This is a genomic window from Mycobacterium sp. 852002-53434_SCH5985345 (assembly GCF_001667155.1).
Classification (GTDB): Bacteria; Actinomycetota; Actinomycetes; order Mycobacteriales; family Mycobacteriaceae; genus Mycobacterium.
Window position 1 is genome coordinate 1 of record NZ_LZIE01000044.1, and the last position, 15859, is coordinate 15859.

Annotated in this window: 9 protein-coding genes; 2 read left to right on the top strand and 7 right to left on the bottom strand. The window is 68.8% G+C overall.

Features of this window, described 5'->3' with window-relative positions; genetic code table 11:
- Window positions 1-98 precede the first annotated feature (98 nt).
- The 3 genes from A5756_RS09770 to pruA all read right to left on the bottom strand — a co-directional run bounded on the left by A5756_RS09770 (window position 99) and on the right by pruA (window position 3555).
- Window positions 99-845 carry an MBL fold metallo-hydrolase gene (locus A5756_RS09770; protein ID WP_066951439.1) on the bottom strand — a complete coding sequence of 249 codons (747 nt, stop codon included), beginning with the start codon at window positions 843-845 and terminating at the stop codon, window positions 99-101.
- Window positions 846-961: 116 nt separating this feature from the next.
- A complete protein-coding gene (locus A5756_RS09775; RefSeq protein ID WP_066951444.1) occupies window positions 962-1924 on the bottom strand; it encodes a proline dehydrogenase family protein in 963 nt (320 codons plus the stop codon).
- On the bottom strand, window positions 1924-3555 hold the full coding sequence (pruA, locus tag A5756_RS09780; RefSeq protein ID WP_066951448.1) for an L-glutamate gamma-semialdehyde dehydrogenase: 1632 nt from the start codon (window positions 3553-3555) through the stop codon (window positions 1924-1926). Before pruA ends, A5756_RS09775 begins: the two co-directional genes overlap by 1 nt.
- An 81-nt stretch (window positions 3556-3636) precedes the next feature.
- Between pruA and A5756_RS09785 the strand changes: the two genes are divergently transcribed.
- Window positions 3637-5223 (top strand): CdaR family transcriptional regulator, encoded by a 1587-nt coding sequence (locus A5756_RS09785; protein ID WP_066951452.1) that lies wholly within the window; start codon window positions 3637-3639, stop codon window positions 5221-5223.
- Between the two features lie 23 nt (window positions 5224-5246).
- Window positions 5247-6986 (top strand): fatty-acid--AMP ligase FAAL21/FadD21, encoded by a 1740-nt coding sequence (fadD21, locus tag A5756_RS09790; RefSeq protein ID WP_066951456.1) that lies wholly within the window; start codon window positions 5247-5249, stop codon window positions 6984-6986.
- A 16-nt stretch (window positions 6987-7002) separates the two neighbouring features.
- Here fadD21 and A5756_RS09795 read toward each other — a convergent pair whose 3' ends face one another.
- The 4 genes from A5756_RS09795 to pks2 all read right to left on the bottom strand — a co-directional run bounded on the left by A5756_RS09795 (window position 7003) and on the right by pks2 (window position 15825).
- Window positions 7003-7320, bottom strand: coding sequence for a hypothetical protein (locus A5756_RS09795; protein ID WP_066951461.1), 318 nt, complete (start codon window positions 7318-7320; stop codon window positions 7003-7005).
- Entirely contained in the window at window positions 7317-8582 is a 1266-nt protein-coding gene (gene sat / locus A5756_RS09800; RefSeq protein WP_066951464.1) for a sulfate adenylyltransferase, read from the bottom strand. The genes A5756_RS09795 and sat overlap by 4 nt, the downstream gene beginning before the upstream one ends.
- A 1-nt stretch (window position 8583) precedes the next feature.
- Complete coding sequence (gene cysC, locus A5756_RS09805; protein ID WP_066951468.1) at window positions 8584-9282, bottom strand: adenylyl-sulfate kinase; 699 nt, start codon at window positions 9280-9282, stop codon at window positions 8584-8586.
- Between the two features lie 219 nt (window positions 9283-9501).
- On the bottom strand, window positions 9502-15825 hold the full coding sequence (gene pks2 / locus A5756_RS09810; protein ID WP_066951473.1) for a type I polyketide synthase: 6324 nt from the start codon (window positions 15823-15825) through the stop codon (window positions 9502-9504).
- Window positions 15826-15859: the final 34 nt, after the last annotated feature.

Genomic DNA, 15859 nt, shown 5'->3' on the forward strand with positions numbered 1-15859 from the left:
GGTCACTGAGTGTGCGTCCAGGGTGGGGGTTGCCGGCGTGTCGCCGCCCGGCGTTCACACTCGAAGCCGTGAGCGCACAGTCGATCGCTCTTGAAACATCAACGGCGCTGTTCGGGCCACACGGTTTCGGCGACGTGAACCGGTCGGCCATGGCCGGGCAGCAGGTGTGCGACCGGTAGTTCTTCGAGACGCCTGCGGGTGGCGGCGGCGCTCGCCGGGTCGACGATCTCCGGTGTGTGCCAAACCTTGCCGCGAACGGTCAGCACGGCGTCGCCGGACAGCAGCGTTCGGGTCGTCGAATTCCACAGCGCGATGCTGTCGTCGGTGTGTCCGCCCGCGTTGATCACGGTCCAATCCGGCGCACCGGGCAGCGGCTGGCCGTCGGCAAGACCGCCGCTAGGGGATGGCCCCGTCCAGCGCATACCGGCCGGCGTGCCGTATCCGGCCACCCGGGCGCCGCCGAGTAGCCCCGCCACACCGATGCGATCGAGCGGCTGGTCGATCAGGGTGGGCCAGATACGCGCGGCGCGGGCCGGGGTCGGCGTGCGCGGTTTCGCTCCGCCCAGATAGGTAAGTGTGCGGGCGGGCAACCAGATTGGTGCGGGATAGCGGGACGTCAGTTCCGCCGCGCCGGCGACATGGTCGCTGTGTCCGTGAGTCGCCACCACGGCATGCACGGTGCCGCCGGTACGACCCAGAACGGCCGCCAGATCGCTGGCGACCCGCGGCAGTCCGGCATCGACGACCACCGCGCCGTCGCCGCCGTGCAGGACGTAACAGTTGAAGACCCAGCGCGAGACCCGGGTGATACCGAGATCGGGCATCTCCTCGATGACCAGGCTCATGGCCGAAAGGCTACGCCTGCGCGCGGTGATTGACCGGCGCATCGCGTGTGCACTGCGGGCTTTGACTGTGCGGCTACGGCAGTGATCGCCGGCGTGTCGTCACCCTGGGCGCACACTCAGTGACCGCGCTGCGCCAGCGCCCGCAGGAAGAACGTCAGGTTGGCGGGCCGCTCGGCCAACCGACGCATGAAGTACCCGTACCACTGGGTGCCGAACGGCACGTAGACACGCACCTGATTGCCGGACGCGGCCAGCCGCCGCTGTTCGACCTCGCGGATGCCGTACAGCATCTGATACTCGAAATCGGTTGCACCCCGGCCCACGTCGCGGGCCAGCGCGGGCACCGCCTCGATGATGGCCGGGTCGTGTGAGGCCACCATCGGGTAGCCCGGGCCGGCCATCAACACCCGCAGGCAGCGCAGGTAGGCATCGGTCACCCCGGCGGGGTCGCGGTAGGCCACCGCGGCCGGTTCGTCGTAGGCGCCCTTGCACAGCCGGATCCGCGCCCCGGCCGCCGCGAGTTCCTCGCAGTCGTCGAGCGTGCGCCGCAGGTAGGCCTGCAAAGCCACGCCCAGCCAAGGGAAATCGCACCGCAGGTCGCGCACGATCGCCAGCGTCGAGTCCGTCGTCGTGTGGTCTTCGGCGTCCACCGTTACCCACACGCCCGCCCGCTGCGCCGCTTGGCAAATCAAGAAGGCGTTTTTCCGGGCGATCTGCTCACCGTCGCGATCCAGCGACTGCCCGAGGGCCGACAACTTCAGCGACACCTCGAGGGGGCGGACCGCGGCGTTGTCGCCGAAGCGGGCCAGGTGCTCGATCAGGTCCAGGTAAACGCGCACCGCCGCACCGGCGTCGTCGGCGCCGGTGACGTCTTCGCCCAGGTAGTCGACGCTGACATAGCGACCCGAAGAGCGGAGGGCCGCAACGCTGTCCAGCGCGCTGTCGATCGTCTCGCCGGGCACGAAGCGGTGCACCACACGACGGGTGACCGGCATCCCTTCGGCGGCTCGGCGCAACCCCGGTCGCCGGCTCGCGGCCATGATCGCGGGCCGAATGGTGCTGGCGAACACGCCGCCCATCAGTCGGCCGCCATGTGCGGGTAGGTGTGGTGGGTCGCCGGGACGAACGTCTCCTTGATGGTGCGGGCCGACGTCCAGCGCAACAAGTTCAGCACCGACCCGGCCTTGTCGTTGGTGCCCGAGCCGCGCGATCCCCCGAACGGCTGACGTCCGACGACCGCGCCGGTCGGCTTGTCGTTGACGTAGAAATTCCCCGCGGCGAACCGCAGGCGCTCCTGGGCGGTGAGCACGGCGTCGCGGTCGTCGGCGATGACCGCGCCGGTCAACGCGTACCGCGACCCGGTGTCGATCACGTCCAAGATCCGCTCGTAGTCGTCGTCGGGATACACGTGCACCGACAGCAGCGGACCGAAATACTCGGTGGCGAACGCTTCGTCGGTCGGGTCATCGGAGAGCAACACCGTGGGGCGGACGAAATAGCCGACGCTGTCGTCGTATTCGCCGCCGACGGCGATGGTGACGTGGGCCGCGCTCTTCGCTCGCTCGAGGGCGTCGACGTTTTTGGTGAACGCGCGCCGGTCGATCAGCGCGCCGCCGTAGTTGGTCAGGTCGGTGACGTCGCCGTAGCGCAGTGCGGCGGTCTGGCCGAGGAAGTCGTCGCCGATGCGCCGCCACATCGAATGCGGGATGAACGCCCGCGACGCCGCCGAGCATTTCTGCCCCTGGTAGTCGAACGCCCCGCGAATGAGCGCGGTGCGCAGCACATCCGGCTGAGCCGAGGGGTGTGCCACCACGAAGTCTTTGCCACCGGTCTCGCCTACCAGGCGCGGATAGCTGTGGTAACGGCCGATATTGGCGCCCACCTGCTGCCAGAGGTGCTGGAAGGTGGCCGTCGACCCGGTGAAGTGGATGCCGGCCAGCCGCGGATCGGCCAGGGCCACGTCCGAAACCGCGAAGCCGTCGCCGGTGACCAGGTTGATCACACCGGGCGGCAGCCCAGCGGCCTCGAGCAGCTGCATGGTCAGATAGGCCGACAGCGTCTGGGTGATCGACGGCTTCCACACGACGGCGTTGCCCATCAGCGCGGGTGCGGTCGGCAGGTTGCCGGCGATCGAGGTGAAGTTGAACGGCGTGATCGCATAGACGAATCCGTCCAACGGGCGGTAGTCGCTGCGATTCCACTCCCCCGGTCCGCTGATCGGCTGCTGCGCCAGGATCTGGCGCGCGAACGCCACGTTGAACCGCCAGAAGTCGATCTGCTCGCAGGGCGAGTCGATCTCGGCCTGGTAGACGGACTTGGATTGGCCCAGCATCGTCGCGGCGGCGATCTTCTCCCGCCATGGCCCGGCCAGCAGGTCGGCGGCGCGCAAGAATACGGCCGCGCGCTCGTCGAACGGCATCGTCGCCCAGGCCGTTTTCGCGGCCATTGCCGCGTCGATCGCCGCTGCCGCATCGGCGTGGACGGCGTTCGTCAGGGTGCCCAGCTTGGCGACATGCCGGTGCGGCTGGACTACGTCGATCCGTTCCCCGTCGCCCATCCGGTGCGTACCGCCGATGACGTGCGGGAGGTCGATGGGGTGATCGGCCTGCGCGGCCAATTCGGCGCGCAGCCGGCCGCGTTCCGGGGAGTGCGGCGCATAGTCGTGGACCGGCTCGTTGGCCGGCAGCGGCACCTGGGTTATCGCGTCCATGCTGCCAGGATCCTCGCCATGGGCGCCAGCGGAGTTAGCTGATCGGACAGGATAGGGGCCAGTTGATAGTACGATCGGACAATGGCCAGTGTGGGGCTGGGTCAGCTCTTACTCGCGCTGGACGCGACCCTGGTCCGCCTGGTGGAAGCCCCGCGGGGCCTGGACCTTCCCGTCGGCTCGGCGGCGTTGATCGACAGCGACGACGTGCGCCTTGGGCTGGCGGCGGCCGCGAGCTCGGCCGACGTGTTCTTCCTGCTGGGCGTGGCCGACGACGAGGCGCTGCGGTGGATGGACAAGCAGGCCCGCGAGCGCGTTCCGGTGGCGATCTTCGCCAAGCAACCGTCCACCGCGTTGGTGAGCGCGGCGGTCGGCAACGGGTCGGCGATGGTCGCCGTCGAGCCGCGGGCCCGCTGGGAGCGGCTCTACCAGTTGGTCAACCACGTGCTGGAGCATCACGGGGACCGCGCCGATGCGACGGAGGACTCGGGCACCGATCTGTTCGGTTTGGCGCAGTCGCTGGCCGACCGCATCCACGGCATGGTCAGCATCGAAAACGCCCAATCGCACGTGCTGGCCTATTCGGCCTCCAACGACGAAGCCGACGAGCTGCGCCGCCTTTCCATCCTCGGCCGGGCCGGGCCGCCCGAGCACCTCGAATGGATCGGCCAGTGGGGTATTTTCGACGCGCTGCGCGCGAGCGACGGAGTGGTGCGCGTCGCCGAGCGTCCCGAACTTGGCCTGCGCCCGCGGCTGGCGGTCGGGATCTATCAGGAGGCCGATGCTCGGCGGCCGCCTGCGTTCGCCGGCACCATTTGGGTGCAGCAGGGCACACGACCGCTGGCGGCCGACGCCGAGGAGATGTTGCGGGGCGCGGCCGTACTGGCCGGGCGCATCATGGCGCGACTTGCGGCCCGCCCCTCCACGCACGCGCGGCGGGTGCAACAGCTGCTGGGCCTGATCGAGGGGGAGCCCGACGTGGCCGCCGTCGCCCGCGAACTCGGCCTCGCCGCCGACGGGGACGCCGCCCTGATCGGCTGGGACGCCTCGGACACCGCGGGTGCGGCCCGCCCGGCGCGATTGGCCGACGTAATGGCGCTGAGTGCCAGCGCTTTTCGGCGGGACGCCCAGCTCGCCTCCCGTGGATCGCGAATCTATGTGCTGCTGCCCAAGACGCAGACCCGTTCGGTCACCTCGTGGGTCCGCGGCACGATCGCGGCGATGCGCAGCGAACTCGGGGTGCAGCTGCGGGCCGCCATCGCCGCCCCCGTCGCCGGCCCCGCCGGCATCGCCGCCGCCCGAGCCGAGGTGGACCGCGTGCTGGACAGCGCTGCGCGCCATCCCATTTCGATTCCGCAGGTGACGTCGTTGGCCGAGGCGCGCACCACCGTCCTGCTCGACGAGATCCTCGCTTTGGTTGGACGCGAGGAGCGATCGGTCGATCCGCGGATCGTCGACCTGCGTGCCCGCGAGCCGGTGCTGGCCGAAACCCTGCGGGTGTATCTGGACAGCTTCGGCGACGTCGCCGCCGCCGCGCAGTCGCTACACGTTCACCCCAACACGGTTCGCTACCGCATTCGGCGTATCGAGAAGTTATTGACGACGTCGTTGGCCGATCCCGAGGTGCGGCTGCTGTTTTCGCTGAGTTTGCGACTCCCGGGTGGGCCCTAGCGCAAGGCGGTAACCTAACGTCCATGTCGAGCGCGTCCGTGGTGTCCCTGCTGCGTGAACGCGCGGGTCTGCAGCCCGACGACGTCGCCTTCCGGTACACCGACTACGAGCAGGATTGGGGCGGCGTCACCGAGACGTTGACGTGGGCGCAGCTCTACCGGCGGACCCTTAACGTCGCGCACGAGCTCAAGCGGCACGGCGCCGTCGGCGACCGGGCGGTGATCCTCGCTCCGCAGGGCCTGGCCTACGTCGTGGCGTTCCTGGGGGCGATGCAGGCCGGGCTGATCGCGGTGCCGCTGTCGGTGCCGGCGGCGGGCTCGCACGATGAACGGGTGAGCGCCGTCCTGGCCGACACCACGCCCACCGTCGTCCTCACCACGTCCGCGGCCGCCGAAGCCGTCACCCAGTACCTGCACCAAACGGACTCGGCCCCCGCCCCGGCCATCGTCGAGGTCGACACCCTGGATTTGGACGACGCCGGCGCGCCGAGCCTCCGGATCAGCGGCGCCCCCGAAACGGCGTACCTGCAGTACACGTCGGGCTCGACCCGGCTTCCGGCCGGGGTGATGATCTCGCACCAGAACCTTCAGGTGAACTTCCAGCAGCTGATGCTCGACTTGTTCCCGGACTCGAATGGCATGGCGCCATCCGACACCACCATCGTGTCGTGGTTGCCCTTCTACCACGACATGGGCTTGATGCAAGGCGTTGTCATACCGATCCTGAGCGGTTACCGCTGCGAGCTCACCAGTCCAATCGCTTTCCTGCAGCGTCCCGCGAGGTGGATCCAAGCGCTGGCCAAACCCAGCCCCTGCTTCTCGGCGGGACCGAACTTCGCCTTGGAGCTGGCCCTCCGCAAGACAACCGACGCCGACATGGCCGGACTCGATCTCAGCAACGTGCTGGGCATCGTCAGCGGTGCCGAACGCATCCACCCCGCCACCCTGGACCGGTTCTGCAATCGATTCGCCCCGTACAACTTTCGCGATCACATGATGCGCCCGTCCTACGGTCTGGCGGAAGCGACCGTCTATGTCGCCACCCGCAATGTGAGGGCCGCACCAGCAGTCGTGCACTTCGAACCCGGGAAGCTGTCCGAAGGCACCGCGCAACCGTGTGCGGCGGATGCCGGCTCGCCACTGCTCAGCTACGGCATGCCGAAATCGCCGACCATCCGGATCGTGGACCCCGACACCCGCAGGGAATGCCCAACGGGAACGGTCGGCGAGATCTGGGTCCACGGCGAGAACGTGGCCGGCGGCTACTGGCAGAAGCCGGAGGAGACCGAGCGCACCTTTGGCGGCATTCTGGCCGACCCGTCGCCCGGCACACCCGAAGGGCCATGGCTGCGCACCGGCGATCTCGGCTTCGTCTCCGAGGGCGAGCTGTTCATCGTGGGCCGGATGAAGGATCTGTTGATCGTCTACGGGCGCAACCACTATCCCGAGGACATCGAGTCGACGGTCCAGGGGATCACCGGGGGCCGGGTCGCGGCGATCTCCGTCCCGGTGGATGAGACCGAAAAGCTGGTGACCATCATCGAATTGAAGAAGCGCGGCGATTCCGACGAGGAGGCGCTAGACCGGCTCGCCGCTGTCAAAAACGATGTCACCGCGGCGATTTCGAGCACGCACGGCCTCAATGTCGCCGACCTCGTCTTGGTGTCACCGGGGTCGATCCCCACCACGACGAGCGGCAAGATCCGGCGGGCCGCCTGCGTCGAGCACTACCGCCGGCAGCAGTTCACCCGGCTGGACGCCTGAACGGCGTTAGTTTCGGCTAGGGTTGCGCTTCGGCAAGGAAGCGGTCCACCACGTCGGGCCCGGTGGAGTGCAGCGCGATGGACAATTCCAACAGCCTGTCCTTTACCTTCTTGGGCAGCAACTCGATGGACTTGGTGGTGGCGGAGTCGTATTTGGCTCCCGGGAAGCGTTGCAGCACAACGTCCTTCTGCGCTTCGGTGGTGTAGATCTCCAGCAGCTTCATACCGGCGAAGGCATCCTTGGCCGAGTCGGCCATTCCGGCGTTCGCCAGCGCCTCGAGCCGTTCCTCGTTGATCCACACGTTGACCTTGATGTGCTTCTCGGCACCGCTCATGGGGTGGCTTCCTCCAACTGGTTCAGCGTGAACACCGGCAGCCTGTCCTTCAGGTAATCCTCGGTGACGAACGGCGAACCTCGGCCGTATTTGGCGGCGGAGTCCAAAACCACCTCGAACACCTCGTGGCGCATGACCTGCTGGGTGGGCTTCACCTCGTCGGTGAGGATGCTGCGGATCAGGCTGCCGCTGAAGCTCTGCGCCTGGGCGTCGTGACCGCACAGCGCGGAGTTGGTCACCTCCCGGCATTCCGGGCAGTACCAGTTCTCCCGCAGGAACACCGGTTTGATGCCCAGCTCCGACCGGTGCTGCTGCAGCAGGTTCTGCGAGTCATACGGGTGGTAGAAGTCGCCGACGCCGGCGTGGTCGCGGCCGAACATGTGGTGCGTGCAGCCGAGATTGGTCCGCAGGATCGCGTGGAAGATCGCCTCGCGGGGCCCCGCGTACCGCATGTCCCAGAGCGTGAAGGTCACCTTGTGGACGTCCTCGCGGAAGTACCCGCTCTTCCTCAGCTCGTCCTGCGCCAGCAGGATGGCCTCGTCGATGTAGTCCCCCACCCGCTTCTGCCCGATGATGGCGTTGACAAGCACGCCGGTGTTGAGGTTGTCGACGGGCATGTCTTCGTTCGCGGCCAGCCACGCCTGCTTCATCAGCGCCTCGTGGCCGGTGTGGGGGACGTTGCGGGTCTGGTGGGCGACGACGTGCTTCCAGTCCTTCGCTGCGAGCGCATCGCGGTGCTGCCTGGGCGTGAGCCAGAAGCTCTTGAAGGGCTCGTTGAACACCGGCTCGTTGATGAGCGTGACGTCGCCGGCGATGAACCGGTTCGCGTACGCGAGCGCCTTCTTCACCCCGGGGTGCCTGGGATCGGTTGTGCCGTAAGTCTTCTCGGCGAAGCGCTGCAGGTCGTACTCGTAGATCTCGCTGACGTCGAGGATCGCGATCGGTGCGCCGAGGTACTCCAGCACGACGCTGCCGCCCTCGTTGACGCCCAGCTTCTCGACGTCGTCGGAGGACAGGTCGAACACGATCGGGATGCTCCACAGCGTTCCGTCCGGAAGCCGCAATTTGTCCAGGGTTCCATCGACCTCTTGCCGGCCCATGAACCCGGACAGCGGGGTGAAGAATCCGTAGGACAGGCTGATCACTTCGTGCGCGGTCGCCTTGGAAATGGGCACGCGCGGCAGGCCTTTGATCTGTTCGGCGGCGCCGTCCGTGGACACTCTTTCCACGATCGGTTTCCCGTTGTGACCGTGATAGTTCATCTCATGACCTCGCTTCGCGGTGTGTGTCGAAGCCTCGGGCGGCAGCGGCGCGGGCGGGAATGACGCCCTCCTTCTCGAGGTGCGAGACCACTTCCTCGGCCAGCGTGTCCGCATCCTTCGTGCCACCCTCGAGCCGCAGCTCCGGGCTCAGCGGCGCTTCGTACGGATCGTCGATTCCGGTGAAACCCCGGATCTCGCCCGCCCTCGCCTTCTTGTACAAGCCTTTCGGATCACGCTGCTCGCAAATCTCGATCGGCGTATCGACGAAGATCTCCAGGAAATCACCCTCGGCGAGGGTGGCGCGAACCGCGTCGCGGTCGTGCCGGTACGGGCTGATGAAGGCCGTCAAGGTGATGACCCCGGCATCGCAGAACAACTTCGCGACCGCCCCGAGGCGCCGGATGTTCTCCTCGCGGTCCTCGGCGGAGAACCCCAGACCGAACCGCTTCGCGAACTCGACTCCGTGGCGCTCTTCGAGGAGAGTCGGGCCGGCGTTGAGCCCGTGGCGGACGTTGTCGCCGTCCAGCAGGTAGCTCCGCACGCCGCGCCCGTACAGCTTCTGCTCGACGATGTTCGCGACCGTGCTCTTGCCGCTGGCGCTCAGCCCGGTGAACCAGATAACGCAGCCCTTGTGGCCGTTGAGCCGCTCGCGCGCCTCGCGAGAGATCTGGTGGTCATGCCAGGTGATGTTGGTGGACATCCTCAGCTCCTCGTCGGCTTTTCACGCGTCATCTCTACGTGGCCCGTGGTCCTCTCAACCGGCACCCCGGCGCGCTCATTCCTGTGGCAACGCCCACGCGGCATCACCTACGAGTAAAACCGGACTTCGGCAAGTCTACAAGTTAAGATGGTCAGTTTAGGGCGGTTTTCGGCGTTGCGGCCGTCGCCCGCCCGGGACAGGGCCGCCGCATCCGCCTCGTCAGGATGCTGACGCCGCCGTTTCCGACGCGGCCAGCTCCTCGCACAAATGCTCCGCCAGATCGCGGACCGTGGTGATCTTGGTGGGGCTGATGCGCACACCCGTTTCGGTTTCGATGCGGGTTCGCAGCTCGAGATTGCCGAGCGAATCCAACCCATAGTCGGACAACGGACGGTCGGGATCGATTGTGCGCCGGAGCAATAGGCTGATCTGACCGGACACCAGCCGACGAATGGCGGTGGGCCATTCTTCGCGGGGCAGCGCCTTCAACTCGGCCAGGAATTTTCCCGCGTCCGGGTTGCCCTGCGCCGTCGATCCGAACGCCTCGGCGAACCGGCTGCGTTGTGCGAACGAGGTCAGCCATGGCGTTCCCATGATCGGCGCGTAGCCGGAGTAAGGGCGGTCGTAGCGCAGCAGGGACTCGAACGCGTAATAGCCCTCCGACGGCTTGATCGCGATGTCGGCGTCTTGCGCGAGAACCGTGGCGCGGCCGACCTCGGACCACGCGCCCCAGGCGATCGCGCTGCCGGGCAGGCCCTGGGAGCGGCGCCAGTAAGCGAACGCGTCCAGCCAACTGTTGGCCGCGGCATACGCGCCCTGCCCCGGCGAGCCGACCAGGGCGGCGGCCGACGAGAACGAACAGAACCAGTCCAGCGGCTGTCCCGCTGTGGCTCGATGCAGGTTCCAGGCTCCGTAAACCTTTGGCGCCCAACACCGGTCGATCAGTTCGTCGGTGACGTTGGCCAACGTGGCATCCTCCACGACCGCCGCCGCGTGCAGCACCCCACGCACCGGCAACCCCGTCGCGGTCGCGGACACCACCAGGCGGTCGGCCGTGGCCGGCTCGGCGATGTCCCCACACTCCACCGCGATGTCCGCCCCGCCGGCGCGCAGACGCTCGATGGCTTGGCGCGCTTGCTCGTTGGGCGCCGAGCGGGAGTTGAGCACGATCCGCCCGGCGCCCCGGGACGCCATCTCACCGGCCAAGAACAGCCCCAGGCCGCCGATGCCACCGGTGACGATGTAGGCGCCGTCGGCGCGGAACGGCCGCACCTCCTCCGGGGGGACCGTCGCGACACTGCGTCCCGCGCGCGGCACGTCCAGCACCACCTTGCCGGTGTGCCCCGCGCCGCCCACCAACCGGATCGCGGCGGCCGCGTCGTGGATCGGGTAGTGCGTGGTGCGCGGCAGCGGCAGCTCGCCGTCGGCGGTCCGTTGGTACACGGTGGCCAACAGGCGGCGAATCGTCTCGGGGTGACTGAATGTCAGCAACGCCAGGTCGACCGCGAACAGGGACAGGTTGCGCCGGAAGGGAAACAACCCGAGGTGGGTGTCGCGGTAGATGTCGCGCTTGCCCAGTTCGATGAATCGCCCGCCGAATGCCAGCAAGCCGATTCCCGCACGCTGCGCGGCCCCGGGCAGTGAGTTGAGCACCACGTCGACGCCGTATCCGCCGGTGTCGGCACGGATCTGGTCGGCGAATTCCGCGCTGCGCGAGTCGTAGACGTGCTCGATCCCCATGTCCCGCAGCAATTGCCGGCGCTGCGGGCTGCCCGCGGTCGCGAAGATCTCGCAACCCGCGGCCCGGGCGATCGCGATGGCCGCCTGTCCGACCCCGCCGGTGCCGGAGTGGATGAGGACCTTGTCGCTTGGCGAAATCCGGGCCAGGTCATGCAACCCGTACCAGGCGGTGGCCGAGGCGGTGGGCACCGCGGCGGCGGCTTCCACCGGCAGGCCGGGCGGGAGGGTGACCGCGTGCCGAGCGTCGGCGATGACGAAGGTGCCCCAGCATCCGTTGCGCGACATGCCCCCTACGCGGTCACCCACCCGGTGCTCGGTGACGCCGGGACCGACGGCGGTCACCACACCGGCGAAGTCACCACCCAGCTGCTGTTGGTAGCCCTCGAAGGTGGGATAACGGCCGAACGCGACCAGCACGTCGGCGAAGTTGATGGTGGACGCGGTGACCGCGACCTCGATCTCCCCCGGACCCGGCGGGACGCGGTCGAACGCGATGAACTCCAGCGATTCGAGGTCACCGGGCGTGCGGATCTGTAGGCGCATGCCGTCCCGCTCGCGATCGACGACGGTGGTCTGCCGTTCGGCCGGGCGCAACGGACCCGGCCGCAACCGCGCGGTGTACCACTGTCCGCCGCGCCACGCCGTCTCGTCTTCCCCAGATCCGCTCTTACACTGCAGTGCAACGTGTTTGGCTTCGGCCGCCCCGTCGATGTCGATCTGGGTGGCGCTCAGGTGGGGGTGCTCGGAATCGATCACCCGCGTCAGCCCGCGCAACCCGGCCTGCTCGATGTTGGCCACGTCGCCGGCGACCACGTTGGCGGCGTTCCTGGTCACCACGAATAGCCGGGGCGACTCCCCGGGCAGCTCGGAAAGCTCGCGGGCGATGGCCACCAGATGGGACACGTAGTCGCGGCCGAGCCGCGTCACTTCGGCGCCGCCGGCTGGTGGCGCGGTCACCACGACGACACCGGTGAGTCCCTTGAGCGGGCCGTGCCCATTCGAGGCCAGCTGGCCGCTGCCCGACAGCAGGGTGCGCAGCTGTGCGGTTTCCGCCGATCCGAGCGACCAGGACACCGTGGTGCATTGGGCGCCATCGCCCAATGCCTCGGCGAGTTGTTCGGTCAGCGGATCCGTCACCTCACACGCGCTGAGTAACAGCCACGCTCCCGGCTCGCCGTGAGGCCCCTCCGGCAATTGCCGGGGCTCCCATTCGATGGTCAACAACCGCTCGTTGAGCAGCCGTTGCGCCCGCTCGTGCTCGGAGGCGCCGCCGGCCAGCCGAAGCCCCTCGACGGTCAGCAGGACGGCGCCGGACTGGTCCAGCACGTCGAGGTCCGCCTCGCACTCGCCCGGGCGCGACGCCGTAACCCGGGCGAGGCAGTATTGCGCGTTGCGCGTCGAGGAATAGCTGCGCAACCTGCGCACCCCGACCGGCAACAGCAGACTGCCCGCGCTCGCCTTCTGCACCTCGGGATGGACGACGACCGACTGGAAGCAGGCGTCCAGCAGGGCGGGGTGGATGGCGTACCCCGACTGCTGCGAGCGGATCGCGCCGGGAAGCGCGACCTCGGCGAGCACGGTGCCGGCGTGCCCGCCGGCGACGAGCGCGGCGGCCAGACCGGAGAAGGCCGGACCGTACTGAATCCCGATCGCGCCGAAGGCCTTTCGCAGTTCGGCGCCGTCCATGCCGGACGGGTGATTGGCGATCAGGGTGGCCATGTCATGGGCGGGCGGCTGCGGCAACTCGCCCTCGTCCGGTTCGTTGAGGGCCCGCAGGACCGCAGCCGCCCGGCGAACGCGTTCGCCCTCGTCGTGGGTGTCCACCGCGAACTCGAGAACTCCGGGCGCGGTGACCGTCGCCGCCGACGATGCCCGCGTCCGGCCGTCCAGCAACAGCGTCTGCTCGAACGTGATGTCGCAGACCTCCGAGCGTTCGCCGAGGGCCGCGCGCGCGGCGGCGAGGGCCATCTCGCAGTAGGCGGCGCCGGGAAGCGCGGCCACCTGGTGGATTTGGTGGTCTCCGAGCCATGGGTGCGCCTCGGTGCCGACGTCGCCCTGCCAGACGTGGCGCTCGGGCTCCTCGTACAGGTGCACGTGGGCCCCGAGCAGTGGATGCACGGCCTGCACCGAGGCGCCGTGCGCCTGCTCTTTTGCCTCGCGGCTGAGCATGAGCCTGCGGTGCGTCCACGTCGGGAGCGGGGCGTCCACCAGGCGCCCGGTCGGGTACTGCACCGAGAAGTCCACCGCGGCCCCGGCGCTGTGCACGTCGGCGACGAAGCCCCGCAAACCGATTGGCAGCTCTTGGTCGCGGCGCATGGCGGCGAGCGCGGCGATGGGCATGTCCAAACTGGCTGCGTTCTGCTCGACCGCATGGGTGAGCAGCGGGTGGGGCGCCAATTCCGCGAAGACCCGGAAGCCGTCCTTGAGGGCGGCCTGCACGGCCGCCGCGAATCGCACGGTGTAGCGCAGGTTTTCGGCCCAGTAGTCGCCGGCGAACGAGGGCCGTTCGCGGGGATTCCACAGCGTCGCCGAATAGTAGGGAATCTCCGGCTCCCGTGGCTCGAGGCCGGCGAGGGCCTCGACCAGTTCGTCGAGGATCGGCTCCACCTGCGGCGAATGCGAGGCCACGTCCACCGCCACCTCGCGCGCCAGCACGTCCTGCTCCTGCCAGGCCGCGACCAGATCGCGGATGGCCTGGGTGTCGCCGCCGATCACCGTCGACGTCGGGGAGGCGACCACGGAGAGCACGACGTCGGAGATCCCTCGGATGGACAGTTCCGACAACACCTGCGCCCCGGGCAATTCCACCGACGCCATGGCGCCGCTGCCGGCGATCCCCCCCATCAGCCTCGAGCGGCGGCAGATGACGCGCACCCCGTCCACGGGCGACAGCCCGCCGGCGACGACCGCCGCCGCGGATTCCCCGAGGGAATGCCCGATGACGGCGCCGGGACGCACGCCGTAGGACCGCATCGTCTCGGCCAGCGCGACCTGCATCGCGAAGATCGTCGGCTGCAGGCGGTCGATGCCGGTCACCAGCTCGGGCGCCGACATGGCTTCGGTGACCGAGAACCCCGATTCCTCGGCGATCAGCGGCTCCAGCTCGGCGATCGTCGCCGCGAACACCGGCTCCTTCGCCAGCAGTTCGGCGCCCATCTTCGGCCACTGCGACCCCTGTCCCGAGAACACCCATACCGGCCCGAGGTCGTCTTGCCCGACGGCGGGCTCGTACGGCATGTCGCTGTCGGCCAACTCACGCAGGGCCGCGCTCAGCTCGCCGAAGGTGCTGGCCGACAACACCGTTCGCACCGGCCGGTGCGCGCGCCGGCGAGCCAGGGTGTAACCCAGATCCCACAGGCCCGCCCCGCCGGCGTGTTCGTCGACCCAAGCCGCCAGCCGGGCGGCCGTGCCGCGCAGCTGCTCCGCGGAAGTGGCCGACACCGGAAACAACAACGCCCCGTGGGCGCTCGGTGCGGCCGGCGCCTCTTCGGGCGTCGCTGCGGAGACCTGTGGGGGGGCCTGCTCCAGCACGACGTGCACGTTGGTGCCCGACATTCCGTAGGACGACACGGCGGCGCGCCGCGGGTACCGGCCGTCGGTGGGCCAGGGCGTGTTGGCCTGCGGCACGAACAGTTCGGTCTTGATCGTGGCCATCTCGCCGGGCAGGCGGGTGAAGTGCAGATTCTGCGGCACCGTGCCGTGCTGCAGCGCGAGGACCGTCTTGATCAACCCCAACGGTCCGGAGGCCGATTGCAGGTGGCCAAAGTTCGTCTTCACCGAGCCCAGCGCGCACGGTCCGGCGGTTCCGTACACGGCGGCCAGGCTCGAATACTCGATCGGGTCCCCGACGGGGGTGCCGGTCCCGTGCGCCTCGACGAAGCCGACCGTGGTGGCGTCGACGCCGGCGACTTCGAGGGCCTTTCGGTAGACGGCCACCTGGGCGGTTTCCGACGGCGCCGCGATGTTTACGGTGCGGCCGTCCTGATTGGCCGCGGTTCCGCGCAGCACCGCCAGGATGCGATCGCCGCCGCGTTGCGCGTCGTCGAGCCGTTTGAGCAGCAGCATGACGCAGCCCTCGCCGGACACGAAGCCGTCGGCCTTCTCGTCGAAGGCGTGGCAGCGGCCGGTCGGCGACAGCATGCCCTGCAGCGACCCCGAGACGGACTTTCGCGGTTCCAGCGTCACGACGACACCACCGGCCAGGGCGAAGTCGCTTTCACTGCTGTTCAGGCTGCCGCACGCCTGGTGGACGGCCATCAGGCCCGACGAGCACGCGGTGTCCACGGTGACCGCCGGGCCGTGCAGGCCCAGGGCGTAGGCGACCCGCCCCGACGCAAAGCTGTTGCTCGTGCCGGTGAACCCGTACGGACCCTCGGCGGCACCGCAGTCGGCGGACAGCAGTTCGTAGTCGCCGTGCGTCAGTCCGACGAAGACCCCGGTCTGCGAGTGGGACAACCGCGCGGGATCGAGGCCCGCGTCCTCGATGGCATCCCAGGACGTTTCCAACAGCAAGCGGTGCTGCGGGTCGATCGCGGTGGCCTCGCGCTCGGTCATGCCGAAGAAGTCGCAGTCGAAGCCGCCGACGTCGTCGAGGAAGGCCCCCCACCGGGTTACCGAGCGGCCGGGCACGCCGGGTTCGGGGTCGTAGTACAGGTCCGCGTCCCACCGATCGGCGGGAATCTCGCCCACGAGATCCGCGCCGCGCAACAACTCTTCCCACAGCCGTTGCGGAGAATCGATCCCACCGGGAAGTCGGCAGGCCATACCGATGACAGCAACGGGTGTGGCGGCTGCGGCACGCAAAGTGCAGTCCTCTGTTCTCCCCCAACGGCGTTCA